A 25,922-nucleotide genomic window follows, 5' to 3' on the forward strand; every position below is an offset into this window, starting at 1 on the left:
TAAAAATTAACAAAGGCAGCGCAAGCTGCCTTTGTTGTTTCTGGAGCCGATTAAATGCAAATGCCTGTTGTATACCAATCTAACTCATTATCTGTTCACTCTTACTGGCCTCAATCACCGCTAACTGCGTGATGTATTTTGTGATTAGAGCCATTAATTACTGCGCTTCATGCCTGGTTATCTGTGGATTTATTCAGCGCAATAAGTTGAGCATATAATTAATCAGCTTGGTATTACTCAAAGCAGGGGACTCACCACGTGTAATAAGTTTTCGATGAGGCGTCGGTAAAGAGGACGTTTACGCCAGGCGATAGGGTCAATTTGGCTGCTCTGATCTAGATAAGCTCGTACAGTCTGATATAAGTTTTGAGCATATTGATGATCATCGATGATGCTGGTGACTTCAAAGTTTAACCAAAGGCTGCGCATGTCTAAGTTAACGCTGCCCACCAGAGCCACTTGTTGGTCGATAAGCAAGCTTTTGGTATGTAACAATCCTCCTTTGAAGCGGTAAATTTTAACGCCAGCATCTAATAATTGCTGGTAAAATGAATGACTGGCATAGCGAACTAAGAAAGAATTATTTCGTGCAGGTAAAATTAGCACCACTTCTACACCGCGATTAGCTGCGCTAACCAAGGCCATTTGTAGACTTTCGTCGGGAACAAAATAGGGGCTGGTCAATATAATTTGCTGTTGTGCGACATACAAAGAAGTCAGCAGCAGTTGGATGATATGGTCTCCAAAGATGCCCGGTCCCGAAGGCATGATTTGCATTGACTGCTGCCCTTTAACTGCAAATGAGGCTTCAAAACTGATGGCCTCAATCAATGGCGTATCGGTTTCCATTTCAAGATCGTAGGCCACTACCGCTTGTAGGTTGATGGCAGCAGGGCCTTCGACGCGTAGCATCAAGTCGACCCATAGCCCAAAGCCACTGGTTTGCTGAAATAACCGAGGGTCCACCAAATTCATTGAACCGGTATAAGCGATTTTCTGATCGAAAGCGGCAATTTTTCGGTGCAAACGTAAGTCGACACGTTGCAGTAACATCCGTATCGGATTGGCGTGCAGCGCTTCCACAACATTGACCCCCGCTTGTGCCAGTTGTTGTCGTTTCACGGAACGCAGAAACTGCCGAGAGCCGACCGAGTCGGCGAGCAGGTAAACGCTGAGTCCTCGGCTTGCTGCAGCGGCTAATGCATCCAGTAAGGGGTCCACTAAACCGCCCTCCTGCACAATGTAAAATTCAAAATAAATACTTTGTTGTGCTTGAGAGGCATCTTCGGTGAGTCGTCGTAAAGTCTCCAGCGAGTCATCTAAATTGGTGAGTTGATTGCCGCCTAGGATCGGTAGGCCTAGCAGTCGTCGGGTGAGTCGATTGAGTGGCTCTGCTTGGGCAGAGCAGGCATGCTCCTGCACATAAGGAGAGCGACTAAATTGATGGATGCTTTGTTTATACTTTACTTCTATTAAGCGTGCGCGTTTCACGCGTAAGCGTCCTAGATAGCGCTCACCAAATAATTGGTAGCAAATAATACCGAGTAGCGGAATTGCGATAATAAGTAGCAGCCAGCTCAGAGTCACACCGACAGGGCGGCGTTTGATCACCACTTGAAAGATCACCGCAATGATCAGCAGGGAATAAATTAGTAGCGCTAAATCAGATAAGACGGTATCTAACAACAGCTTCTCACCCCAGTTCAAATGATAGAGTTTAAAATTAGCATGAATTCAATAAAAAAGCCGCGACCAGAGAGGCGCGGCTTCGGTGAGCGATAATGCTGAGCGTTAACCTAAGGTGTCACTCGCTACTTTATAGCTTGGATCTTCAATCAGATTCACTTCAACCATGCTTCCGGCTTTACTTAATAGCTTACGGCATTCAGGGCTAAGGTGTTTAAGATGCAGCGTTTTACCTGCTTTTTCATAACGTTCGGCCAAGGTATCGATAGCTTCGATAGCTGAGTGGTCACTCACTCGTGATTTAGCGAAATCAATCACGACATCTTTTGGGTCATTCTCGGGATTAAATAGCTCGAGAAAGTTGGCTGTCGAGCCAAAAAATAATGGACCATCTAACAGATAAACTTTGTGTTCTTCATCAACACTCTCGGTGGTGATATAGATGTGTTTGGCATGTTGCCATGCGAAGACCAGCGCCGATACGATCACGCCAATCACTACGGCGATGGCTAAGTCGGTGAATACGGTGACGACCGAGACCAAGACAATCACGAAAAAATCGGCCTTAGGAACTTTATTCATCATTCGTAGACTGGCCCATTCGAAGGTGCCTAATACCACCATGAACATCACCCCAACTAAGGCAGCTAAAGGGATCATTTCAATTAGAGAAGACCCAAATAAAATGAAACAAAGTAGGGCGAGTGCGGCTGTAATCCCAGAGAGACGACCGCGGCCGCCGGAACGAATGTTAATCATGCTTTGGCCTATCATCGCACAACCACCCATCCCGCCAAAGAAGCCTGTGGTCACGTTAGCAACCCCTTGGCCAATACATTCTTTATTACCGTGTCCTCGGGTGCTGGTCATCTCATCAACCACGGTCAGAGTTAATAGTGACTCAATCAGGCCGATCGCTGCGAGTACCACGGCATAGGGCAAGATGATGGTTAAAGTTTCAAGATTCAGCGGAACACTTGGAATGGCAAAGTTGGGTAGGCCACCAGCAATGGTCGCATCAGCGTGTCCGGTCATGCTACGCACAAAATCGACCACCGTACGGGCGTCTAAACCGAGCAGGTGAACCGCTACAGTTACGCCTACAATTGCAACCAGCGAGGCTGGCACTGCATTGCTAAGTTTGGGTAAAAAATGAATTATAGCCATGGTGGCTGCCACTAAAGCTAACATGGTCCACAATTGGGTTCCTTGCATCCATTCTAAGTCACCGAGGGCATTGCTAACTTTAAATTGGCTCAGTTGAGCTAAGAAAATCACAATGGCTAGGCCATTGACGAAGCCTAACATCACTGGATGGGGCACCATCCGGATAAATTTACCTAAATGACATATACCCGCCAGAATTTGCAGTATTCCCATTAATACTACCGTGGCAAACAAGTATTGCACGCCGTGGTCGGCGACCAGTGCAACCATCACCACTGCTAATGCACCTGTAGCACCAGAAATCATTCCGGGTCGGCCACCGATGATTGCAGTAATCAAACCTACCATAAAGGCCGCGTACAAGCCGACGAGGGGCTCGACGCCTGCAACAAAAGCGAAAGCGACCGCTTCGGGGACGAGTGCAAGTGCGACGGTTAAACCTGAGAGCAGGTCATTTTTAACCGTGGCTCCTCTAAATCTTGGAAATTCAAACATGTAGTTAGGATCCGGTGAACAACGAAACGAAATGGGGCAGGATTCTAGCATCAAATGTGATTTAGTTCAAAAAAACATCACCCAAATAAGTATCTATAGTGCTCGATAAAGATACATAAGCCCTTGTTAAACTTGAGTTGCGCCCTTAACTGAGTCATTCTTTGCAAGAATAATTATTTTTGGGGCAAGGGATCATGGCGCAATGGTTAACGGCAAGTCGCTGGCAAGGGCTGTGGGTTGAGGCGCAGGCCTTTAGCGGATTTCTGCTCGAACGGATTAAAGATGGCAAACTGACCATGATCGCCAGTTCTCTCGCCTATGTGACCTTACTCTCTTTAGTGCCTCTGGTTGCAGTGACTTTTTCCATCATCAGCGCCTTTCCGGTGTTTGCTGGTTTTCAACAATTGATCGAAGATTTTGTGTTTAATAATTTCGTTCCCGCCTCTGGCGATGTGGTGCGAGAGAATTTGCGTGGCTTTGTGGATAACGCGTCGAAAATGACCACCGTTGGGATTGTTGCCTTAGCAGTGATCGCACTGATGTTAATTTCCTCCATCGATAAAAGTTTAAATATGATTTGGCGAGTGACGGTTAAGCGTCGCTGGCGCAGCGCCTTTCCTATTTATTGGATGATTTTGACGCTGGGGCCTTTATTGATGGGGGGCAGTTTGGCGCTGAGTTCTTATATTTTCTCGATACAGTTATTTGCCGATGAGACTCTATTGGGGATCTGGAACCAATTGCTACGGGTGGTACCGTTGCTGTTTTCTATTGGAGCCTTTTGTTTGCTTTATTTATTAGTACCGAATAAGCAGATCCGCTTTGTGCACGGTTTTACTGGTGCGGTGGTTGCAGCCTTGTTGTTTGAAGTGTGTAAACGTGGCTTTGCCTTTTACGTTTCGTCTTTTCCTTCCTATCAAGTTATTTATGGCGCACTAGCCAGTATTCCTATCTTGTTTGTTTGGGTTTATTTAAGTTGGATTGTGGTGTTGTTTGGTGCTGAAATTACTGCCGCTTTAGGTGAATTTACTCAGTTGAAAAATTCATCGCCAAATTCTGTTATTGAGGAATCGTCATGATTGCATTGATTCAAAGAGTGCGCCAAGCTAGTGTTAGCATTGAGGGGGAAATGACCGCAAGTATTGGTGCTGGCTTATTAGTATTGCTCGGTGTAGAGCAAGCTGATGATCAGGCCAAAGCAATTAAACTTTGCGAGAAGGTGATTAAATATCGAGTCTTTCGTGACGCTCAGGGGAAAACCAACCTAAATCTACAACAGGCCGGCGGCAGTTTGTTGGTGGTATCGCAATTTACCTTGGTCGCAGAAACCGATAAAGGTTTACGACCGGGATTTTCTAAGGCGGCCACCCCGGATCAAGCTAAATTTCTTTACCAATTTTTCGTGGAGGCTTGCCGGGACCGAGGGCTGGCGACGGAAACGGGCACTTTTGCCGCCGATATGCAGGTTTCCTTGGTCAATGATGGGCCAATGACCTTCTGGTTGCAGGTGTAATTAGGCTGCCACTTGTTGACAGCCTAATCTACTTAATTCACTGCGATGTTATTCATGCTAAATTCACTGTCGTTGAACACTAGCTGACTCTGGTCTCGGCCTGCTTGATGCTCTAAGTAACCCGCCTGACGTAGTGCCAAAATATAGCCAGCCAAGGGGCTGTAGCTAAATAGCTGGTCACTCACATCGATGTTTAGTTTTAAGTCTAAATAACGTAACAGCTGTAAGGGCTTAGATATCTCGGTGAGCTCAAAGGGCAATAGCTTGGCCAGTCCAGAAAGTTGTAGATCGCCCTTTAGTACGGTTTGCGAGTAATTTGAATCGATGTTCACGGCGAGCTGATCAAGCTGCCAGTCGAGTCCCGCTGCGACGACTTGTTGTACCAGTGGATCCAGCGCGCTTGCTTGGGTCTGCTGCTGTTTGAGTTGGCTCAATTGAATTAAACTATCCATTGGCATCCCCCCTAATTGAGAACGTAAGCGCAGTTTCTCCATCGTGAGATGTTGTTCACCTTCTGAAAAATGGAGCTTACCGAGTTCGCCATTAATCCCCAAATAAGCCTTTTGTTGCTGTTCGCTAAATTGGTTGTTGACCTTCAGTTGCTGTAAATCGAAGCTCATATGAGCTTCGGCGAGTTGAAAGCTGAGGCTGGCGACCGACCAGTTAGCTTGCTCGACTAGTGTCCATTGCTGGTGTTGGGTAAAACGTTCACTGAGCTGTATTTGCCCAATCGAGATGAAATCGCCTTGCTGTTGGTGGTCAGTTAAATGCATTCCTTGCCAATCGAGATTCAACTCTCCTTGCTGCATGGCTAAGTCGCTGGTGAGATTAAGCTGTAAAGGGGCTACGTTTAGTTCGACTTGTTGCAAGGTTTGTTGAAAGGCCTCTAGCTTAAATTGCTGGGTCAGTCGTTGTCGGATAATATTTGCCTGCCAACGCCCTTGATGCGCGAAAGGTGCGAGTTGGTAATGTTGCAGTAGCGCTTGATAGTCAGCTTGCTGCGGGTCAAATTGCCATTCTCCAGTTAACCACAGCGGCCAAAAGGTCACTCGTTGTTGAATCACTAGGTTCACGGCTTGGGGAGCTAAACCCAATTGTTGCAAATCGCCTTGAAGTTGCCAGGTTTCGTTCTGCTGCCACCAGTTGCTGTTGTCGATTTGCCGACTCAGTTGCCATTGCTGTTGCTGTGCGAGTTGAGTGAGCCATTGGCTGACTTGCTGCTGATATTGATAATGGCCGAGGCCTTGAGCAAGTCCAAGTAAGCCGAGTAGTAACAGCGCGCAGAGCAATAATTTTTTCATTTCAGCAGGTCCATTGATGGTAACTAGCGATGCAAAGTCTGGTCATTCTATATGGATTTGCTAAGGAATGCTGTAGGCTGAGCTGTGCTTGGATTTGAGGAACTGAGAGTTTGGATGATTTATTTGCGGTGCTTGCTGATCTTTATAGCCCCCTCCAGGCATTACTGTTGCTTACCGCATTTTACGCTAGCCATCGCCTGAATAGGCATTCTTCGGGGGACGTTTGGTGGCGCTTAGGTTTGAGCCTGGGGATGACTTATGGGCTGATGTTGGCTGACAATTATTATTCGTGGTGGCCAAGTCTGGGTCTTGATTACAGTACCCATACCGCCTTGGCCTTTAGTCTTCAAATTGCGTTGGCGCAGCTGTACCCCCGTTGGCGGGGACTGAGTTGGCTGGCCTACGGGGCTTATCTTTGGTTAATGTATCACTTGGCTTACCACAGCCTGATGGATATGTTAACGAGTATGTTGATTGTTGGTTTACTGTTGTATTTAACTGTAAGATGTAAAGCTTGGCTTCATTTGACAAAATAGTTAATCATCAATAGTGGTTGGCGCGAGTCGCCGCCTGTGTTTAGCTTACTTGTTGGTTGATAAGCGATAAGGAATGAGTTTATGTATAAGGTCGTTTGCCCAGAAGCTCTCGGTGAAATGGACAAATACTACCAATTTCGCTGGGAAGTATTAAATAAACCCTTACAACTCCCTTTAGGGAGTGAACGTGATGCTTATGATGCGCATAGTATTCACCGGATGATCCATGATCGTAATGGTGAAGCGCTGGCTGTCGGGCGTTTATTTCTGAGCGACAATAAAGAAGCTCTAATTCGTCATGTGGCGGTTGCTCCTGAACAGCGGAAAACCGGTTTGGGAACACTATTGATGTTAGCCTTGGAAGCGGCGGCTCACGAAGAGGGAGTGCAGCGTATCGTGGTGAATGCTCGGGGTGAGTCGCAAGCATTCTTCCGTAGTTGTGGTTTTGAGCCCGCAGGGAGCCCAAATTTTGATAAGGTAAAAGTTAAAGTTCAGCAAATGGTGAAAGAGCTTTCTGCTGAGCATCGTTTTGTTCGTCAACCAAAGTTGTGTACAGCCTTACAGCAAATGTTTAATCAGCAGATCCCAATGAGTGAAAAAATGGGCTTGCGTTTACACCAGTATACCGGAAAGCAGCTTACCACCAGGCTCGCGCTGGCGGGTAATAGTAATCCGCATTCGACCATGTTTGCTGGCAGCATCTATAGCCAAGCGGTGTTGTCGGGTTGGGGAATGATTTGGTTAATGTTGGAAGAGCATGGTTTTGCTGGTGATATTGTTTTGGCAAAGGGGGAAATTAAACACCGTAAAGCGATTAGTGACGATGCTCTCGCAACCGTAAATAAGAGTCAAATGAAGGGTAGTTTACTGCCTTTGTTAGACGCTAAAAAATGTAAGATGACGGTCACTGTTGAAGTTTACTGTGAGAAAAAATTGGCCGCTGAATTCAAAGGATTTTACATCATTTTGCCTCGGACCGAGGCAAATCATGAAGCGTCGACGGCTGCGATTTGATGATTGTTCGCTGATTTATTTTTGCTTCGCGGAATTATTGTTATATTAGCTGCGTAAATAGATCTTCATCGATTCATCTGGAAAGCTTATATGCAACATCTTTATCGCTTTAGCCTCAAACAGTTATCGGTTTTTGTCACCATCGCTGAAACTCAAAGTGTGAGTGTGGCGGCACAGCAGCTTGCGATGAGCCAGTCAGCGGCCAGCATGGCATTAAGCCAATTAGAATCAGGTTTGGGGCAACGTTTATTTGAACGTCAAGGGAAGCGCTTACGCTTGAATCATTGGGGCCATTGGTTACGTCCCCGAGCGAAGCGGATATTGATGGAAAGTCAGCATGTGATGCAAGGATTTGCTGGCCAGCAAATTATTAGTGGAGAGTTGGCTGTGGGGGCCAGTCAAACCATTGCTGAGTATTTTCTCGCTCAGATCATTTCTCGTCTCGACCAAGACTATCCGGATTTAGTGATTAGCCCACAGATTAGTAATACCGAATCGGTGGTGGGGGGCTTACTCGATTATCGACTGCAGTTGGGCATGATAGAAGGCCACTGTGTGGATAGCCGGATTGTGCAACAAGTTTGGTGTGAAGATCATCTGGTGGTGGTGGCGGGTCAGCAACACCCACTAGCAACCAAGTCGCAGGTGAACTTAGCCAGCTTAAGTCGGGCCCGTTGGGTATTAAGAGAAGGCGGATCGGGGACTCGAGAGATCTTTAACGGTGCGATTCATGGCAAAATTACTCGACTGAAGGTATGGCGGGAATACAACCACGTCCCCAGCTTGATTGCATTGGTGGCAAATGGGGCTTACTTAAGTTGTTTGCCCTGGCGTAGCGTTGAGCAGGCAGTGCAGGCGGGCCAGCTTGTGCGCTTAACGACTCCCGATTTAGATATGCGTCGTAGTTTCAATTTTGTGTGGCGTAAAGATAGTAGCCAAAACCCATTGCGTGACTGTTTGATTGAACAGGCGCTGGCCCTAAATACCGGCTCTATTCCACATCCCTCTTTAGATTTACTTAGCTAGGGCTGTACTTGGTTGAGAGGATAGCGACACGGCGGTACTTGTGGCGTTTGGACAAATTGATGTTGTTCTACAAGATAACAGCGTTGCGAACGGTGATGCTCGAGGCTCATCGAAGGGGCACCGCAAGCTTAGCTAGGGTTGTACTTGGTTGAGAGGATAGCGACACGGCTGTACTTGTGGCGTTTGGACAAATTGATGTTGTTCTACAAGATAACGGCGTTGCGAACGGTGATGCTCGAGGCTCATCGAAGGGGCACCGCAAGCTTAGCTAGGGCTGTACTTGGTTGAGAGGATAGCGACACGGTTGTACTAGTGGCGTTTGGACAAATTGATGTTGTTCTACAAGATAACGGCGTTGCGAACGGTGATGCTCGAGGCTCATCGAAGGGGCACCGCAAGCTTAGCTAGGGCTGTACTTGGTTGAGAGGATAGCGACACGGCTGTACTTGTGGCGTTTGGACAAATTGATGTTGTTCTACAAGATAACGGCGTTGCGAACGATAGTGGTCGAAGCTCATTGTCGGTGCGCTCCAGCGACCATCAATGGTATGCACTAAGCGCCAACAAGGCTGGTCGGCGACCACAAACTGCAAATTGTCGAAGCGTTGAGCGGCTAAATCGATATCACCTTGGAGGGTAAGTTGGTAGCGCAAACCGGGTAAGCGTTGGGGGGCAAAACTTAACTTCCCTTGACCAATGGTGGCGCTAAGCGCCAGATTAGTAAATTGAGTCAAGCCCTTTGGTAAGCTGTTCGGTGCTTGCCAAAAAACAGCGAGTCCGTTGGCAATCAAGGGATTGGGATCTTCGAAGTATTGCCGGGGGCTTTCGATGATTTGGTCAAGGGTGACTTCCAGATCGACACCGGGGAGTTGCAATAACTGACTATGTAAATCGATACTACCGTCGATATTATGATTAAAGTCTTGCAGCTTGCCGTGCAGTTTGCCGCTAAAGGTCAGATCGCCTAATAACTTGAAATCGCGATTATTGGCTAACCTCGCCAATGAGCTTAAGTTGAGTAACAATCCTGAAATTTCAGCTTTCCAAGGTTTGTGCTGTTGATCTAATAAAGCTTGTCCCTGTAATTCAAATTGGCCCAGCGGTAGTTCCCCGTATAAATTGAAATAGCCTAGTTGTTGTTCTGCTCCGACATCCATGCTGACATGGCTCAGCGCGATCCCTCGAAAGGCCAGTTCTGGCGCTTCAATGAATAATTGAGCACTGGGTTGCCAGAGTTGCTCGATATTCTGCCATTGACCATCTTTGAGCAGCGCTAAATGACGTAACTCAACATTTAAGCCTTCAGCCGAGAATGGAAACTGATCCAAATAAGACAGCAGTTTTACCTGTTGTAAATTGACCTGCTCAATATTAAGTTGTTGTAATCGAGGGCCTGTCGTCAGTGCTTGGGAGACTTGTTCAGTAGCATTGTCCTTCGTTTGCATCAGGCTTAGCCAACTAGGTTGAATTGGGATTTCACTATTGCTCAAGGTGAGCTGTTGGATGTTTAGCGCCGCTTGTTGCCAATGGTAGTCTAGCGCTAAGCTCAGTTTTCCTTTAAAGACATCGCTGCGGAAAGCATCGAGGGTAAAGCGCCCTTGAGCGACCGCCCCGCTGGCGGTGAGTTCACTTAATTGAAATTGGTCGAAGGTGACCTCATCAGCGATAAAGGCATAGTTAGCGGTGACTTGCTCTTGCTTGAGAGGCCAGCGGCTGTGAATATTTTCCAACTCACCGGTAAAGTGGTTGAGCACCAGATTATGCCCCGAAACTTGCGTGGCCATACTGATTTTATTGAGCAAGATACTATCGATATCAATTTGCTCAAGCCAACTGAAAGAAGGGAATTGTTGGCCCTGAGTGGATGCTTGGTTGGCTAATGGTGATTTATCTTTAGGCTGAGTAAAGTGCTCGATTCGAGCATTGTTCAATACCAGTTGTTGAACTTGTAAGTGTTTGTTGCTCAGCTCTCCTGAACCATAAAATGAACCTTGCCAGAGGTCGGCTCCAAGATGTGTGATGCTTAGCTTTTGGTTGCTATATTGAAGGTTGAGCTGTGGCAGTTGCACCTCTTGATAGGGGTTGTCCAGCTTTTCAGCACTGGCTTGTAAGCTAAATTGCCAATCGCTGGGGGAAGGATGAGCTAAGTCTACGGCAAAGTCTTCGATCCTTAATTCAAGCTGTTTTAGGTGATAACTTTGTTGGCCTTGTTGCCATAGTACGTCGCTGTCTTTGAGTTGTAATTGTTTGATCTGTAATTGATTTATCCAAAGCAGCGAAAAGTCTTGTTGGGTTGAGTGACCATCCGCGGGCTTGCTTGCTTGCAGCAGCTCGGGCCTCATTGCCAGTTGAGCATTTTCTAGAGTCACTAATTTTAAGCTTAACTGGCCCTTTAGAAGTGGTAGGGCTGCAAGCTCTAGCTGAACGCTTTTCGCCATGAGAGCGGCTTGCTCTGATTTGGCGAGTTCTAGACCGTAGATTTCAATACTCAGCGGATCAGTCAAAGACCAGTTACTACTTTGGTAAGTTAACTGCCAGTCACTTTGTTGATTGAACCAACCCAGGAAATCGCTTTTGTAGCGATCGGGGTGAAAAGAAAACAAGAAAAAGACTGAAGTTGCCAGTATTAGCAATAAAAAAATGGCAAATAAGTCAAGCAGGCGTTTCATGTAGGCAGCGTTTCCTTGCGACTAATTAACGTAATATTAATAAGTTGGCTATGTAGCTACAATACTTGAGTCTGCTTATTATTCATAGCCGCTTAGCCCTAGCTTAACTAAAACTGAGTCTTTAATCGTTAATCACCTTTATCTTTGCGTTTAGAGCTTGGCACAACCAAGGCTATTCCGCATAAGATAAAGACGATGCCAAGCGCTTTTAGCCCGCTAAATGTCTCGTCTATCCAAGGCAGGCTAACAGCCGCTATATAGACCAAGACATAACTTAAACTCAGCAAAGGGTAGGCTAATGACAGGGGGAGATGTCTTAAGGCCATCACCCAGCAACACATCGACAGCCCATAACAGCCAAGTCCAAATATCACCGCGAGTAAGTAGTGGTAGCTCGCGCTGAATAATAAGCCCCATTGCTGCTGAAGCCAAAGCTCGCTCAGTGATGAAAAATGCAGGTTGAGTTGGCTCATGCCCCATTTCATGGCCAGTTGTGCTAATGAAATAAATAGCACACTGAGTAAGGCCAGGCTGAGGTTATATGGGGGCGCTTTTATAGCCATTGACTGGCGCCTCCTAAAATAGCTACGCCGATCACAATCAAGAGCACGCCCCACCACTGGCGAGTATACACTTGTTCCTTAAAGGCGAACTTGGAGACCAACAACATAATCACAAAGTTGCTGCTGAGCAGCGGATAGGCCACTGAAACATCCCATTGGCTGAGCACGCCTAGCCAGGAGATGGCCCCGAGCGCCAGAAACACGATCCCCAACAATAGCGGTTTTGCCAATAGTTTGCTGCGGATCCCCATATTGGGCTGCGCAACGAATAGTAGCGCGGCTCGTTTCTGCCAGTATTGGCTCAAGGAACTACAGGCGATTGACGTCAGTAATAAAAAAATGCTCACGGCTGACTCTGCAAGGCTTGATAGTAAAGTACAGTGTAGCGGCCGCGTTGAATGCGTTGGTCGGTGGCAGGAAGGGTATCGCCGAAATGGGGTTTATCACGAAAGTAAATCAATACTGGTGCTACTTTACGGTGTTGTTCAATGAATGTCGCTAGCGCAGCACTGGGGACAAACCGTTGCTGTGCATCGGGGTAGCTTAGACCATATTCGAGTTCACCTTTGGCGCTGGTTAAATACACATCACTGCGTTTGAAATACCAATTAAGGGCTGACATGGTATCGGGGTAATCGGCAACCAAAACGGTGTTAGCATCGACCAAGTGTTCAATTTGTTGAACAAATTTGGCCGGCATTTTTGAATAAATACTGAGGTTGGGGAAAGTCGCCCAAGCCAGCATAAATAGCGCCAAGGGCATCAGCATGTAACTGGCTACCTTACCATTTAAACTGTTGGCTTTAACTGCGACGACCGCCATTGCTGACCAAAAGGCGAAGATGCTAAATAGCAGCCAAGGTCGATAGCTTTCATCGGCGTCTAAGGGTAACTTGCCACTGAAATTAAGAATTAAAGTTGCTATTGCCAAGAGTGCGAACAACAGCGCATTTAGCCAGGATCCCCAATTGAGCCCACGACAGGAACGCGCAAAGGCTTGCTGAATGCCAAAGGCAAACAAAATCGCCAAGGGTGCCATAATAGGCAGAATGTAGGTGGCCAATTTACCCTTTGCTAGGGAGAAAAACAGCAAGGGTAATATTGCCCAGAGAAGGGCATAGCGTAACAGGGGAAGATGCATTTGCCCTTTTAAGTGACGCAGTGCACTGGGGGACCAAAATAGCCAAGGTAATACTCCGGCGGCAACAAAGGGCAAGTAGTACCAAATTGGCGCCGAGTGCTGGGCATTTTCCGCAGCAAAACGCTGAATATGCTCAATCCAAAAAAAGTAATGCCAATAATCGACCTCGGCAGCATGAATGGCCAAGGCCCAAGGGAGGCAAGCCAGCAGTGCCAGTAACATCACCCACCAGCCCCATTTAATAATTTGTTTAAATTGCTGACTCCACAGCATATAAGGCACGACCACCAGCACCGGTAGCGCTAAGGCCAGAAAGCCCTTGGTGAGTACCGCAAAACCACAATATAAACCGGCCAAACCATAATATTTAGCGCGTTGCCGGGTCGTGTCACTGCGGATGGCAAAATAGAAAGCGGTAAAACTGGCGGTGAGCCAAAGGTTTAACATGCTGTCGAGCACACTATAAGTCCCTATCCCAGAGACCATGAACATACTGAGATAGATCCCACTAGCGAGCCAGGCAATTGAGCGTGAAGCAAACCGCCAGAGTAATAACCATAGGCAGAAAGCTGCGCCAAGCGCGCTAAAGGCTGATGAGGCTCGCACTGCAAAATTGTTTTCGCCAAATACCAGCTGCGCCAAAGCGTTCATCCAATAGCCCATCACGGGCTTCTCGAAATAACGTAGACCATTAAAGTGCGGTACGATCCAGTCGCCGGAGGCGACCATTTCTCGTGAGATTTCGGCATAACGTAATTCGTCGGGAGACCAGAGATCGCGCAGCCCTAAAGGCAGTAAATACAGTAGGATAAAGAAAATGGGAACCCAGCTAGATAATTTAAGTTGTGTGTGACGCATGTTTGTTCCTAGCTTAGCTACTGATTGGTCTCACAAGCGAGGCTTGGTGACTCAGCCAGCCCTCACGACCCTCTATTTCAATGTTTAAGATACTGTCCTGCGGCCAAGTCTCGTAATGCTGATCGAGTAGGTCGCTCAGTGGCACAAACTCAATGTTGTGCTGCTTCGCTTGGATCAGCAATTGCTCAAACATTTCCGCACAAACAATGCCTTCCACTTCAGCGTGGATGGTATAAACATTGAGTGCATCCGGTTTAATTTTGTCGAGAATGGCTTGGTTATAGTTATGCTCGTCTACGCCTTCTTGACCGATCAGTTCATCATAGGTGGGTAGTGTCACTGGAATTTGGGGGGCCATGCCCGACTTGGGAACAAAGATCGACTTGCCTCTACAATCACTATTGTAACGAAATGGGAAGGCTTCCTTTTCATCGAGGGTCGTTTCGGTGCAGCGCCAGCCAGCAACGGCGCTGCAGCTGATCTCTTTGCCGATAATATCGGAGAGCATCTGGTAGCCTTTGCTGAGCTCTTTGGCTAACTCGGTGGGTGACATACTGTCGGTTTTCATTTGCCACTTGTGATGATCCCAAGCGTGCAAGCCAATTTCATGGCCAGCCAAATCTGCTTGCTTGATGACTGACGCGAGCTTGTGACCGATCACTGGCCCTGGCCAAAATGTGCCACGCAGAATGATATCCCAGCCATAAAGGCTGGCGGCCTTAGAGCGTAACATCTTCTTTAAGAAGGCTGGACGCAGCAGCCGCCAAATATGGCGGCCCATATTGTCTGGACCAACAGTGAAGAAGAATGAAGACTTAATTTGGTGCTCTTGGAAGATGTCTAATAGCTTGGGTACGCCTAAACGCGTGCCTCGAAAGGTATCAACATCGATCCGTAGGCCAACTTTAATCGTATCTTGGACACTCATGGTTATTCGTCAACAGCCGTTTTTAGGAAGAAATCGAGGGTTTCTTCGATGGTATCTCCCATCTTGATGGTCGGCTCCCAATCGAGTAAACGCTTGGCGTTGCGAATGCTAGGTCGACGGTGCTGAACATCTTGGTAACCATCCCCATAGAAGGTTTTACTTTCGACTAAATGGTAACCCGCAAAAGGAGGGAAGCGATCGCGTAGTGGATGCACGGCAAATTTTTCAACCAGAGTTTCCGCCATTTGCTTAATACTTGCCTCGTTGTCTGGTGAGCCAATATTAATGATTTGCCCGTCACACAGACCATCCTTATTTTCGATAATCCGGAATAAGGCTTCAATGGCTTCGGAGATATCTGTGAAGCAACGTTTTTGCTCACCGCCATCAATCAATTTAATTGGCGTACCTTCTACTAAGTTTAAGATCAGCTGAGTAATCGCCCGGCTGGAACCCACCCGCGCCGAGTTTAAGCTGTCTAGGCGAGGCCCCATCCAATTAAAGGGACGGAACAGGGTAAACTTCAGGTTGTCTTTTTTACCATAGGCCCAGATCACTCGGTCGAGTAATTGCTTAGAGGTTGAGTAAATCCATCGCTGACGGTTAATTGGACCGGTAATTAATGGCGAACTATCTTCGTTAAATTCTTCATCGGTACACATACCATACACTTCCGAAGTGGAAGGAAAGATGATGCGTTTGTTGTATTTGACACACTCGCGAACAATTTTGAGATTCTCTTCGAAGTCTAATTCGAATACGCGCAGTGGATTACGGGTGTATTCGATGGGCGTTGCGATGGCGACTAAAGGTAACACGATGTCACACTTCTTAATGTGGTATTCAATCCACTCACTGTGAATGGTGATATCACCTTCGACAAAGTGAAAATCGGGGTGGGTTAAATGTTGTTCTATCTGGTTGGCGCTCATATCCATGGCGTAAATTTCATACTTGCCATCGTCGAGTAAGCGTTTAGTTAAGTGATTACCAATGAAACCATTGGCTCCTAAAATGAGTACTTTTTGCCGTTTTTTGGCGGCGATCAGTGAACTGGCTTGTGGGCCAAAGCGCATGCCTGCGACGAGGTGTAACTCGCTGGCGAGTTGCTGGCCATTGAGATATAAACCCTGTTCACTTTGGCCAGTATTGACTACGATGGAGCCTTGAGTGCAAGCAATGGTTAGTGGCGTGGTCGCGACAATGGTTCCTGGGCTTGCATCATAATCTTGCTCGCTGATGCTGGTGCTCCAAAAAATCACCTTGCGTTCACCTAAGAAGGTAAATGCGCCAGGGTAAGGTTCGGTGACCGCGCGACAAAGATTGAAAATGGTTTGGGCGTTATCGGACCATTTAATTTCACCGTCGGCCGGGGTTCGGCGACCATAACAGCTGGCGAGGCTTTCATCTTGGGGGATTAAGCAATGACTACCCTCGATAATACTGGGCAAGGTTTGTGCGAGCAACTCACCACTGAGTTTGGTGAGTCGTTGGTGCAAAGTGGCAGCCGTGTCATCAGCATCGATGGGCAGTTTATGCTGTGCCACAATGTCGCCAGCGTCTGCTTTTGCGGTCATGGCATGGAGTGTGACTCCGGTTTCGGTTTCGCCATTCACTAGGGCCCAATTTACTGGCGCGCGGCCACGATAAGCCGGAAGTAAAGAACCATGTAAGTTAAAGCCACCTTTGGGCGCAATCTCGAGAAGCGATTGGCTAAGCATTGAACGGTAATAGAACGAGAACATCACATCGGGCTGTAGCGCCTTAATTTTTTCCAGCCATAGCGGGTGATTGACGTCTTCAGGTGCAAATACCGGGATCCCCTGTCGTGCAGCTAATTTGGCGACCGAGTCAAAAAATACATTTTCTTGACTGTCGTCGAGGTGGGTAAAGACTGCGGCAATATTGATCCCCGCATCGAGAAGACTTTGAATGCCAATACAACCAATGTTGTGATAGGCAAATACCACTGCTTTCATGGGTTATTCCTTAGAAGTAATCGCTAAATTTAGTTATTGCTATTGTTTTTTTTGAGTTTCATTGTGGGTCCGCGGCTGCTTAGTCGCTTCACCTAGTAGTACATCTTGCACATAGTAACGTGGTCGGGCTCTCACATCAGAATAGATCCGGCCGATATATTCACCCAGTAAACCAAGGCCTACAAATTGTGCCCCGACAAAAATAAATAGCAGTGCAAATAAGGGGAATACCCCATCTACGCCCCATTCCGCGCCATAGATAAGTCGCATTAATAACAATACCAAGCCAAATAATCCGCCGAGGGTGGCAATGACCCCACCCATAATGCTGAGCATTCTTAACGGTGCGGTGGTCATACTAGTGAGTAAATCAAACATCAAGTTGATTAAGCCCATTACGTTGTACTTCGACTCTCCCTGTTGGCGTTCACTATGCTCTACGTCGATTTCAACGGTGCGTCGAGCAAAACCATTGGCTAAGATGGGAATGAAAGTACTGCGTTCGTGACACTGTAACATTGCATCAACCACATGTCGGCGATAGGCACGCAGCATGCAGCCGTAGTCGTTCATGGCTACGCCAGTAGAGCGTTTGACTATTTTGTTGATCAGCATCGAGGGGTAACGACGAAGTCGGCTATCTTGACGATTTTTACGTACGGTCCCTACCGCATCGTAACCTTCTTCGGCTTTGGCCACCAAGTTAGGAATTTCTTCGGGAGGATTTTGTAAGTCGGCATCTAGTGTGACGATTAGATCACCGCGTACATGCTCAAAGCCCGCCATAATTGCGTTATGTTGTCCATAATTACGGTTGAGGATGACGCCCACCACGTGGCTGCCTTCTTCGGCTGCGGCCGCTTCAATTTGTTCGGCGCTGTTGTCTTTGCTGCCGTCATCGATCAGTAGTAACTCATAATCCTTGCCCATGCTATCGGCTGCGGCACAGGTGCGCTTAATTAGTTCTGGTAGACTTGCGGCTTCGTTATAAACCGGAATCACGATGGAGACGAAGTGAATCTCTTGCTTATGTTTCATTAGAAGTTCCAATAAAGTGGGTGATGGCGTTTACCACTCGTTCGACATCGCTCCGTTGCATATCGGGGAATAGGGGTAAGGAGCAGATCCGCTGACTGTTAAACTCGGTATTTTGTAGATTAGGGTTTATTTCACCGAAGCGGTTCAGGTAATGGTCTCGATAGTATTTCTGGCTATGGCAGGCTTTGAAGTGAATGCCAGCGCCGATGTTGAGTTGTTTTAATTGGCTAATTAATTGGTCACGGTCAAAGCCACAAAGATGAGGCTCGACTCGGATAATCATCAGATGGCAGCAGTGTTGGTGGTCATATTCGGGGACTTGCAGAGGGCGAATGCCGGGCAGCTCAGCTAACAATTGACGATAATGGGCGACCAGTTTTTGGCGTTGTTGAGTGATCCTTGTTAAACGTTGCATTTGTCCGAGGGCAAGTACAGCGCAGAGATCCGGCATGTTGTATTTGAAGCCGGGTTCGATCACTTCGGCTTGGGGCGCGCGGCCTTGGTTCTCGCGATCAAAGGCGTCAACACCAAGGCCATGAAATTTAAGACGGCGGATCCGTTCTGCCAGCTGCGCATCGTTGGTGGTGAATATCCCACCCTCCGCTGTTGTGACATTTTTAATAGCGTGTAAGGAAAAGATGCAATGTCCTGTTTGACCGATGGGGCGGCCTTTATATTCACAACCGATGGCATGAGCAGCATCTTCAATTAATGGGATTTGGTAACGCTCTGCCAAGGCATAAATGGCATCTAAATCTAAGGGGGCGCCAGCATAATGCACAGGGATGATCAACTTGGTATTATCGGTGATAAGGGACTCGATCCGCTCTGCGGTGGTCATCAAGGTATCGGCATCTACATCCACAAAGACTGGTTTTGCTCCGACGAGGGTAATCAGGTTCACCGTCGATACCCAAGTCATGGATGGGGTTATTACTTCATCACCGGGGCCGATCCCTAAAGCGACTAAGCTCAGATGAAGACCCGCCGTCGCACTGCTTAAAGCCACTGCGTGTTGGGCACCAGTATGGGCTTTGATTACGTTTTCGAGCTCAGCATTTTTGGGGCCAGTGGTTATCCATCCCGATTTTAATACCTCAATTACGGCATCGATTTCTGGTTGCTCGATCGCGGGGCGACAAAGAGGTAGAAATTTTTGTTCCATCGGTTTCTCTCTAAGCGTTTTAATATTTTTATTTAACAATTACTGTTAAAACGCAGAAAGTCTAACCGCCTAGCCTGCTTAAAGAAAGCGCCAAAGACTTGCTCAGGCTATTGTTTTGTTAAAAACAATAGCCTGAGCAAGTAATTAAAAGAAAGTTTGCAGCTTGATTAGAAGGTCGATCCTGTGCGGCCGTCTGTTTATAGCATTATTGGGTTTTAACACTACAGTGTGACTACATTTTTAAGGTCGTGATAGGGGACGTTTCGAGACTCTTGTAAATAGTCCGCTAAAGCCTGTTGTTGGTCAGCATTAAGCTGTAAACCCTGTTTGGTGCGTCGCCATAAAATATCTTCGGCGGTGAAGGCCCATTCTTCAGCTTGCAGGTAGTCTACTTCAACTTGGTAGAGCTGGCCGCCAAAGTGTAGGCCTAGACCATGATGTTTTACCGCCGCAAGTAATGTTTGAATTTGGCGACCAAATTGGTGACACCAACGTTCGATTAAGGCTGGGTCGAGCTCTGCCGCGAGCGCTTGTTGTTGTGCGATAAATTCTGCGAGCGGTTGTTCTAATTTGCCGCCAGGTAAGGTCGCTTTACTGGTCCAGGGGGCTCCCATCGCTGATAGGCGAGGGGCCAATAAGGCTAAGGCTGCCTCGGCGAGTTTACGATAGGTGGTGAGCTTACCGCCAAATACAGACAATAGTGGCGCACCTTGTTCGGCTTCGCTGAGTTCTAAGGTGTAATCGCGGGTGACCGCAGAGGGGTCGTCGGATTCATCCTGACACAGTGGGCGCACCCCAGAGAAACTATGGATAACATCGTTGCTGGAAATTTGCTGCTGAAAGTGCTGATTTACCACATCGCACAAGTAACTTATTTCTGATGTGGAAATTGCCACTTTGGCGGGATCGCCGTGATATTCAAGATCGGTGGTGCCTATCAGCGAGTAGTCTTGCTGGTAGGGGATTACAAATACGATCCGTTTATCGCTATTTTGTAAGATGTAGGACTGGCTTTGGGCATGAAGTTTGGGCACCACAATATGGCTGCCCTTGACCAAACGAATACGACGTGGCGGCATGAGGTGCATTGCCTGCTCGATGAATTGTTGTACCCAAGGTCCTGCAGCGTTGACCAGACTATCACAGCGAAGTTGTTGGCGTTGATGGGTATTCTGGTTGAGTACTTCAACCAGCCAGTGCTGTGCTTCGCGTTTTGCCGAAATGACTTGGTGGCGAGGTGCGATATAGGCGCCCTGTTGCTTGGCTAACAGGGCATTACTAACCACTAGGCGGGCATCGTCGACCCAGCAATCGGAATACTCGAAGCCCTTGCTGATGTCGTTTTTTAGCACGCTGTCTTGGCCAAAGTACAAGCCCTTACACGCTGCTAAAGTACTGCGTTTGGCAAGATGATCGTAGAGAAATAAACCCATGCGAATCAATAGCCAAGGGCGAAGATGAGGTCGATGTGGTAGGCGAAAGCGCATCGGCTCAACTAAGTGAGGCGCCATGTTTAATAATACTTCTCGCTCTTTTAATGCTTCGCTTACTAAGCGAAACTCGTAATATTCTAAATAGCGCAGCCCGCCATGAATTAACTTCGAGCTGGCTGAAGAGGTGGCGCTGGCGAGATCATTTTGTTCGAATAAAGCGACTTTGAGGCCACGGCCTGCCGCGTCTGCGGCGATACCGACACCATTGATGCCTCCGCCAATCACGATCATCTCATAGTGACTTTCAAGCTCAGTAGTTGGCATGGCTGGCCTCTTGAATGTATTTTCGTTTATGTTCGTTAACGAACATAATAGAACACATTCAGTTTAAAAAACAATCAACAAACGACATTTATTGATTAAATTAAGAACAATTTTATAGATGCTACAGCTTGGGCGCTATCGGAGCGGGAGTGGTGAGATGAGACGCTTGCTTTGCGCGATTGAGGTTCTGGGGATGGCGGACTGCTCCAGTTGAATTTCATGGCTGATAGGCTGCGCTTTTATGCGCCGTATTTAAGCCATGCCGAAAAAGTAGGCAGGGCATCAATAGGGTTAAGTTTCAGTAAGTAAATTAATCGGGTCTGGACATAGCACCAACGGTATTTGTGCTCGCTTTAAGATATCTGCGATGGCTTGTGGCACTGCTCTGTCACTGTAGAACTGGTCTACTTGGGAGATATTGCCGATGTTGATCATCGCATTACGACCAAACTTGCTGTGGTCTGCAGCAAGGATCACCTTGCGTGAGCAAGCGATGATGGCCTGAGTGACCCGTGCCTCATGATAATCAAAATCGAGTAAAGAACCGTCTAAATCAATGCCACTGACGGTGATCAATCCATAGTCGAGACGAAACTGATGGATGAAGTCAGTGGTGGCTTCGCCAACAATCCCTCCATCTTTATTGCGCAGAGTGCCGCCCGCCAGAATGACTTGAAAGTCATCTTTAGACATTAATATGTTTGCCACATGAATGTTGTTGGTGATGATGCGTAAGTCGCGGTGTTTAAGCAGAGCCTTCGCGAGGGTTTCCGAGGTGGTGCCGATGTCTAAAAATAGCGATGCGCCGTTGGGGATCTGTTCGGCGAGTTTACGTGCAATACTTTGTTTTTCTGTCGCTTGTTTAATTTTTCGCTTGGCGTAAGAGTCGTTCACGACGCTGCTACTGAGTAAAGAGGCCCCGCCATGATGGCGATGGATGAGTTGTTGCTCGGCTAAGTTATTCAGATCACGGCGAATGGTTTGTGGGCTGACGGCCAGCGATTCAACGAATTGCTCGGTCGCTACAAAACCTTGAGTTTTTAATATTTGCAATATTTGCTGGTGGCGTTGGGTTTGTTTCACGACACGTGCTCTCATTTTCTTAGGAACATGCAGTTTAGCTTTTATTTGTGGCTTTGACGGAACTGCAGCGTTATTTGACTTAAAACTTAGCAATAAATGTAGCGAGTAAATTGAACCGTAGTCACGGAAACTTGCCAAATATCAGCTTAATGTTCGATTTCGAGCATAATATACAAATAATTCCTCAATATAGTGGAGTCTTTATGGAACCGGCACGTTATATCGTGGCTCTCGATCAAGGCACAACCAGTTCTCGGGCGATCATTTTTAATCATCAATCTGAAATTGTGGGTAGTGTACAACGCGAATTTACTCAGTATTTCCCGAAACCAGGCTGGGTAGAGCACAATCCAATGGAGATATGGGCTAGCCAAAGTGCGGCTCTTACTGAGGTGATGGCCAAAACTGGCATCACCAGCGAGCATATCGCCGCGATTGGTATTACCAATCAGCGTGAAACGACCATTGTCTGGGACAAACACAGCGGTCAGCCAGTGTATAACGCAATTGTTTGGCAATGTCGCCGAACCACCGAATTGTGCGAACAATTACGAGAGCAAGGCTGGCAAGACTATGTGCAAGAGAATACCGGTTTGGTATTAGACGCTTACTTCTCTGCTTCAAAGTTGAAATGGATCCTCGATAACGTTGTTGGTGCGAGAGCTAAAGCGGAAGCGGGAGATTTATTGTTTGGGACCGTAGATACTTGGTTACTCTGGAAATTAACTGGTGGGCGAGTGCATGCCACCGATCTGACCAATGCGTCCCGTACCATGTTGTTTAATATTCATAGCTTACAGTGGGATGAGACTTTACTGGCGCTGTTTGATATTCCCAGACAAATGTTACCGGAGCTAAAGTCTTGTTCCGAGATCTATGGAAAAACCAATATTGGGGGGAAGGGAGGAACTCGGATCCCAATCGCCGGGATCGCTGGCGATCAACAGGCTGCTTTATTTGGTCAGCAGTGTTTGCACCAAGGAATGGCCAAAAATACTTACGGGACTGGTTGCTTCTTGTTGATGAACACGGGTGATAAACCGGTGAAGTCGAGTCATGGTTTGCTCACCACCATTGCGATGTCCCTGAATGGTCAATTGAGTTATGCCTTGGAAGGCAGTGTCTTTATGGGGGGAGCTACTATTCAGTGGTTACGTGATGAGTTGGGCTTGATCCGCGAAGCCGCCGATACCGAATATTTTGCTGCTAAGGTCGCTGATACAAATGGCGTTTATTTGGTGCCTGCCTTTGTGGGTTTAGGCGCTCCTTATTGGGATCCACATGCTCGTGGCAGTATTGTCGGTTTAACTCGTGGGGCCAATCGTAACCATATAATTCGAGCAGCACTGGAGTCGATCGCCTATCAAAGCCGTGATTTATTAGATGCGATGCAGGCCGATGCCGGGATCCGTTTACAACAACTGCGAGTGGACGGTGGTGCCGTGGCCAATGATTTCTTATTGCAGTTTCAAGCGGATTTGTTGGCTACGGAGGTATTACGCCCCTCATTGATCGAATCAACCGCTTTAGGTGCGGCTTATCTTGCTGGTTTAGCGGTGGGCTATTGGGATGGCACTGAGAGTTTGGCTGAGATTAACTCGACAGAGCGTTGCTTTACGCCGAATATGCAAGCGCAACAGCGTCAGCAGTTGTATCAAGGCTGGCAGCGGGCAGTAGACAGTTGTCGTTCATTTTCTAATCTAGATGCGGAGCAGCCAGCATAGCGCATATTCTCAGGACATGGTGCGGTATGTCCGAACAGTGATTGTAAGTTTGGCTGTTGTTAGGCTTGGGCAAATTGCTCGCGTTCGGCTAACCAGCGGCTAATGAGTGGCGTAACACTAGCACTGTGTTGTTGCAGTAGTTGTTTGGCGAGGCTTTGCGCCTCGTGAATTAGTGCTTGGTCTCTGACTAAGTCGGCGATTTTGAACTCGGCAAGGCCAGTTTGTTTGGTGCCGAGTAGTTCACCGGGGCCTCGTAATTCCATGTCTCGCTGAGCGATCACGAAGCCATCGGTACTGTCGCGTAAAACACTTAAGCGCGCGCTTGAAGTCTTTGAGAGCGGACTGTGGTACATCAATACGCAGTGACTTTCTACCTCACCTCGTCCCACCCGGCCACGAAGTTGATGTAATTGTGCTAAACCCAGTCGTTCTGGGTTTTCAATAATCATCAGACTGGAGTTTGGCACATCGACACCGACTTCAATGACCGTGGTTGCGACGAGTAGATCGAGTTGGTGGTTTTTAAATTGCGCCATCACCCATTGCTTTTCTTGGGCTTTCATTCGTCCATGTACCAGCCCAATACGCAGATCCGGTAATTGTTTTTGTAGGGTTTCGGCGGTGTCTTCGGCAGCTTGACACTGTAATACTTCCGATTCTTCAATTAAGGTACAGACCCAATAGGCTTGACGACCATCTTTGTGGCAGGCTTGGTAGACTCGCTCAATCACCTGTTCCCGCCGAGTATCGGGCAGTGCTACAGTGGTTATGGGAGTCCGCCCCGGCGGTAATTCATCGATGATCGAAAGCTCTAAATCGGCATAGGCAGTCATCGCTAAAGTTCGCGGAATTGGAGTGGCGGTCATAATTAACTGGTGAGGTAGGGTATTGCTGCCTTCGATAGCTGCACCTTTTTCCCGTAGTGCCATCCGTTGATGCACCCCAAAGCGGTGTTGCTCATCAATAATCACCAAAGCCAGTTTGTGGAACTGGACTTGTTCTTGGAAAATCGCATGGGTGCCCACCACCATTTGCGCTTCGCCTGAGGCGATCTCGGCGAGTGCTTGTTGGCGTGCCTTGCCCTTTTGTTTTCCAGCGAGCCAGGCCAGCTTAATACCTAAGGGCTCGAACCAGCCTTGAAAGTTAAGCGCATGTTGCTCTGCCAATATTTCGGTGGGAGCCATGAGAGCCACTTGGTAGCCATTGCCCAAGGCCTGTATGGCTGCCATCGCTGCGACCAGTGTTTTACCACTACCCACATCACCTTGCACTAGGCGCATCATCGCATGGGCTTGTTGGGTATCTTGCTTTATTTCGGCGGTGACCTTCTGCTGGGCCCGAGTGGGTTTGAAAGGCAGCGCGCTTAGAAATTGTTGTTCGAGTTGGCTCACCAAGGGTAGGGCAATAGCCGCTTGGCGTTGCTGTTGTTGGCGTAGCTTAAGCATGCTGAGCTGGTGAGCGGCCAATTCCTCTATAATTAAGCGTTGCTGGGCCGGATGACGGCCTTCTTCCAATAGACTGAGTTGGCAATCTGGTTCCGGGCGGTGTAATAGCTTTAAGGCTTGGTTAATGTCTAAACCGTGCGGGCGCAGGTGGCTGGGGAGCCAGTCGACCAGCGGATATTGTTCTAGTAAGGCGAAGGCCTGCTCGCTAAGTTTACGTAGATTGAGTTGCTTGAGTCCTTCGGTGGTTGGGTAGACAGGAGTGAGTTTTTCTTCAACTAAGGGGGCGCTAACATCGCTCACAATGCTGTATTCGGGATGAATCATCTCCCAACCGTGCTTGCCGCGTTTCACTTCACCAAAGCAGCGCATCCATAAACCCTGTTGCATGGCTGCTTGCTGGGCGTTATTGAAGTTAAAAAAACGTAAGGTGATACTGCCACTGCCATCATTGATGCGACAGGTGAGCATACGGCGACGTGCATAGATTAATTCGGTTTTAGTGATCTCGCCATGAACAGAAACATGGCTGCCATGCAATAAGTCGTGAATAGGCCAAATATGGGTGCGATCTTCGTAGCGCAGGGGTAAATGGGTGAGCAAATCACCGACGCTACGAATCTCCAGTCGTAATAACTTTTCGGCGAGTCTATCGCCAACACCTTTCAGGGCCGTTACAGGCAGGCTGCTAAGTTCCACGGGAAACCACTGTAAATATGATCATGTAAGAAGTATATATGAATTTTCTCCTGAATATTACTTGCTTGCTCAACTTGCTTGTTGGTCGCTTAAGTATTGTAGTGGTTTAATATTTGCCAAGATCATATTTACCAATAA

General features: G+C 47.6%; 20 protein-coding genes. 6 read left to right on the forward strand and 14 right to left on the reverse strand.

Translation table 11 applies throughout. The features are described 5' to 3' along the window. Nucleotides 1–237: 237 nt before the first annotated feature. Both cls and ACRRS1_RS01280 read right to left on the reverse strand, forming a co-directional pair. Nucleotides 238–1,686: a cardiolipin synthase gene (cls, locus tag ACRRS1_RS01275; RefSeq protein WP_432468552.1), complete on the reverse strand. Its 1,449-nt coding sequence runs from the start codon at nucleotides 1,684–1,686 to the stop codon at nucleotides 238–240. A 105-nt stretch (nucleotides 1,687–1,791) separates the two neighbouring features. Then, nucleotides 1,792–3,348: a SulP family inorganic anion transporter gene (locus tag ACRRS1_RS01280; RefSeq protein WP_432464221.1), complete on the reverse strand. Its 1,557-nt coding sequence runs from the start codon at nucleotides 3,346–3,348 to the stop codon at nucleotides 1,792–1,794. A gap of 194 nt (nucleotides 3,349–3,542) precedes the next feature. Between ACRRS1_RS01280 and ACRRS1_RS01285 the strand changes: the two genes are divergently transcribed. Continuing rightward, nucleotides 3,543–4,427 (forward strand): virulence factor BrkB family protein, encoded by an 885-nt coding sequence (locus ACRRS1_RS01285; RefSeq protein WP_432464222.1) that lies wholly within the window; start codon nucleotides 3,543–3,545, stop codon nucleotides 4,425–4,427. Continuing rightward, nucleotides 4,424–4,861, forward strand: coding sequence for a D-aminoacyl-tRNA deacylase (gene dtd / locus ACRRS1_RS01290; protein WP_432455002.1), 438 nt, complete (start codon nucleotides 4,424–4,426; stop codon nucleotides 4,859–4,861). Before ACRRS1_RS01285 ends, dtd begins: the two co-directional genes overlap by 4 nt. Before the next feature lie 32 nt (nucleotides 4,862–4,893). Here dtd and ACRRS1_RS01295 read toward each other — a convergent pair whose 3' ends face one another. Continuing rightward, on the reverse strand, nucleotides 4,894–6,162 hold the full coding sequence (locus ACRRS1_RS01295; protein WP_432468551.1) for a hypothetical protein: 1,269 nt from the start codon (nucleotides 6,160–6,162) through the stop codon (nucleotides 4,894–4,896). A 110-nt stretch (nucleotides 6,163–6,272) separates the two neighbouring features. Between ACRRS1_RS01295 and ACRRS1_RS01300 the strand changes: the two genes are divergently transcribed. The 3 genes from ACRRS1_RS01300 (at nucleotide 6,273) to ACRRS1_RS01310 (ending at nucleotide 8,738) form a co-directional block, all read left to right on the forward strand. Next, nucleotides 6,273–6,698, forward strand: coding sequence for a hypothetical protein (locus ACRRS1_RS01300; RefSeq protein ID WP_432468550.1), 426 nt, complete (start codon nucleotides 6,273–6,275; stop codon nucleotides 6,696–6,698). Between the two features lie 81 nt (nucleotides 6,699–6,779). Then, entirely contained in the window at nucleotides 6,780–7,712 is a 933-nt protein-coding gene (locus ACRRS1_RS01305) for a YiiD C-terminal domain-containing protein (protein WP_432454999.1), read from the forward strand. A gap of 90 nt (nucleotides 7,713–7,802) precedes the next feature. Further along, nucleotides 7,803–8,738 carry a LysR substrate-binding domain-containing protein gene (locus tag ACRRS1_RS01310; protein WP_432468549.1) on the forward strand — a complete coding sequence of 312 codons (936 nt, stop codon included), beginning with the start codon at nucleotides 7,803–7,805 and terminating at the stop codon, nucleotides 8,736–8,738. Between the two features lie 404 nt (nucleotides 8,739–9,142). Here the strand turns inward: ACRRS1_RS01310 and ACRRS1_RS01315 are convergent, their stop codons facing one another. The 10 genes from ACRRS1_RS01315 to ACRRS1_RS01360 form a co-directional block, all read right to left on the reverse strand. Beyond that, nucleotides 9,143–11,407, reverse strand: a complete 2,265-nt coding sequence (locus ACRRS1_RS01315) for a hypothetical protein (protein WP_432468548.1) — start codon at nucleotides 11,405–11,407, stop codon at nucleotides 9,143–9,145. A 128-nt stretch (nucleotides 11,408–11,535) separates the two neighbouring features. After that, nucleotides 11,536–11,970, reverse strand: a complete 435-nt coding sequence (arnF, locus tag ACRRS1_RS01320) for a 4-amino-4-deoxy-L-arabinose-phosphoundecaprenol flippase subunit ArnF (protein ID WP_432454996.1) — start codon at nucleotides 11,968–11,970, stop codon at nucleotides 11,536–11,538. Continuing rightward, complete coding sequence (locus tag ACRRS1_RS01325) at nucleotides 11,961–12,317, reverse strand: EamA family transporter (protein WP_432468547.1); 357 nt, start codon at nucleotides 12,315–12,317, stop codon at nucleotides 11,961–11,963. Before ACRRS1_RS01325 ends, arnF begins: the two co-directional genes overlap by 10 nt. Continuing rightward, nucleotides 12,314–13,969, reverse strand: a complete 1,656-nt coding sequence (arnT, locus tag ACRRS1_RS01330; protein WP_432454994.1) for a lipid IV(A) 4-amino-4-deoxy-L-arabinosyltransferase — start codon at nucleotides 13,967–13,969, stop codon at nucleotides 12,314–12,316. The genes ACRRS1_RS01325 and arnT overlap by 4 nt, the downstream gene beginning before the upstream one ends. Before the next feature lie 13 nt (nucleotides 13,970–13,982). Further along, nucleotides 13,983–14,897, reverse strand: coding sequence for a 4-deoxy-4-formamido-L-arabinose-phosphoundecaprenol deformylase (gene arnD / locus ACRRS1_RS01335; RefSeq protein ID WP_432454993.1), 915 nt, complete (start codon nucleotides 14,895–14,897; stop codon nucleotides 13,983–13,985). A 2-nt stretch (nucleotides 14,898–14,899) separates the two neighbouring features. Further along, nucleotides 14,900–16,876 carry a bifunctional UDP-4-amino-4-deoxy-L-arabinose formyltransferase/UDP-glucuronic acid oxidase ArnA gene (gene arnA, locus ACRRS1_RS01340; protein ID WP_432468546.1) on the reverse strand — a complete coding sequence of 659 codons (1,977 nt, stop codon included), beginning with the start codon at nucleotides 16,874–16,876 and terminating at the stop codon, nucleotides 14,900–14,902. 39 nt (nucleotides 16,877–16,915) lie between these two features. After that, on the reverse strand, nucleotides 16,916–17,914 hold the full coding sequence (gene arnC, locus ACRRS1_RS01345) for an undecaprenyl-phosphate 4-deoxy-4-formamido-L-arabinose transferase (RefSeq protein ID WP_432464229.1): 999 nt from the start codon (nucleotides 17,912–17,914) through the stop codon (nucleotides 16,916–16,918). Continuing rightward, complete coding sequence (arnB, locus tag ACRRS1_RS01350; protein WP_432468545.1) at nucleotides 17,904–19,079, reverse strand: UDP-4-amino-4-deoxy-L-arabinose aminotransferase; 1,176 nt, start codon at nucleotides 19,077–19,079, stop codon at nucleotides 17,904–17,906. Before arnB ends, arnC begins: the two co-directional genes overlap by 11 nt. A gap of 221 nt (nucleotides 19,080–19,300) precedes the next feature. After that, nucleotides 19,301–20,836: a glycerol-3-phosphate dehydrogenase gene (glpD, locus tag ACRRS1_RS01355; protein ID WP_432468544.1), complete on the reverse strand. Its 1,536-nt coding sequence runs from the start codon at nucleotides 20,834–20,836 to the stop codon at nucleotides 19,301–19,303. 291 nt (nucleotides 20,837–21,127) lie between these two features. Further along, nucleotides 21,128–21,919, reverse strand: coding sequence for a DeoR/GlpR family transcriptional regulator (locus ACRRS1_RS01360; protein ID WP_432468543.1), 792 nt, complete (start codon nucleotides 21,917–21,919; stop codon nucleotides 21,128–21,130). Nucleotides 21,920–22,122: 203 nt separating this feature from the next. On the opposite strand from ACRRS1_RS01360, the gene glpK reads away from it, so the two are divergent. Continuing rightward, nucleotides 22,123–23,643 carry a glycerol kinase GlpK gene (gene glpK, locus ACRRS1_RS01365; protein WP_432454987.1) on the forward strand — a complete coding sequence of 507 codons (1,521 nt, stop codon included), beginning with the start codon at nucleotides 22,123–22,125 and terminating at the stop codon, nucleotides 23,641–23,643. 59 nt (nucleotides 23,644–23,702) lie between these two features. On the opposite strand, the gene recG is transcribed toward glpK, so the two are convergent. After that, complete coding sequence (gene recG, locus ACRRS1_RS01370) at nucleotides 23,703–25,784, reverse strand: ATP-dependent DNA helicase RecG (protein WP_432454986.1); 2,082 nt, start codon at nucleotides 25,782–25,784, stop codon at nucleotides 23,703–23,705. Between the last annotated feature and the right edge of the window lie 138 nt (nucleotides 25,785–25,922).

The organism is Agarivorans sp. Z349TD_8 (assembly GCF_050870825.2).
Classification (GTDB): domain Bacteria; phylum Pseudomonadota; class Gammaproteobacteria; order Enterobacterales; family Celerinatantimonadaceae; genus Agarivorans.

Coding starts and splice junctions, on each gene's coding strand:
- ACRRS1_RS01280 (WP_432464221.1), bottom strand. CDS start 3,348: ATGTTTGAATTTCCAAGATTTAGAGGAGCCACGGTTAAAAATGACCTG.
- ACRRS1_RS01285 (WP_432464222.1), top strand. CDS start 3,543: ATGGCGCAATGGTTAACGGCAAGTCGCTGGCAAGGGCTGTGGGTTGAG.
- dtd (WP_432455002.1), top strand. CDS start 4,424: ATGATTGCATTGATTCAAAGAGTGCGCCAAGCTAGTGTTAGCATTGAG.
- ACRRS1_RS01295 (WP_432468551.1), bottom strand. CDS start 6,162: ATGAAAAAATTATTGCTCTGCGCGCTGTTACTACTCGGCTTACTTGGA.
- ACRRS1_RS01305 (WP_432454999.1), top strand. CDS start 6,780: ATGTATAAGGTCGTTTGCCCAGAAGCTCTCGGTGAAATGGACAAATAC.
- ACRRS1_RS01310 (WP_432468549.1), top strand. CDS start 7,803: ATGCAACATCTTTATCGCTTTAGCCTCAAACAGTTATCGGTTTTTGTC.
- ACRRS1_RS01315 (WP_432468548.1), bottom strand. CDS start 11,407: ATGAAACGCCTGCTTGACTTATTTGCCATTTTTTTATTGCTAATACTG.
- arnF (WP_432454996.1), bottom strand. CDS start 11,970: ATGGCTATAAAAGCGCCCCCATATAACCTCAGCCTGGCCTTACTCAGT.
- arnT (WP_432454994.1), bottom strand. CDS start 13,969: ATGCGTCACACACAACTTAAATTATCTAGCTGGGTTCCCATTTTCTTT.
- arnD (WP_432454993.1), bottom strand. CDS start 14,897: ATGAGTGTCCAAGATACGATTAAAGTTGGCCTACGGATCGATGTTGAT.
- arnA (WP_432468546.1), bottom strand. CDS start 16,876: ATGAAAGCAGTGGTATTTGCCTATCACAACATTGGTTGTATTGGCATT.
- arnC (WP_432464229.1), bottom strand. CDS start 17,914: ATGAAACATAAGCAAGAGATTCACTTCGTCTCCATCGTGATTCCGGTT.
- arnB (WP_432468545.1), bottom strand. CDS start 19,079: ATGGAACAAAAATTTCTACCTCTTTGTCGCCCCGCGATCGAGCAACCA.
- glpD (WP_432468544.1), bottom strand. CDS start 20,836: ATGCCAACTACTGAGCTTGAAAGTCACTATGAGATGATCGTGATTGGC.
- glpK (WP_432454987.1), top strand. CDS start 22,123: ATGGAACCGGCACGTTATATCGTGGCTCTCGATCAAGGCACAACCAGT.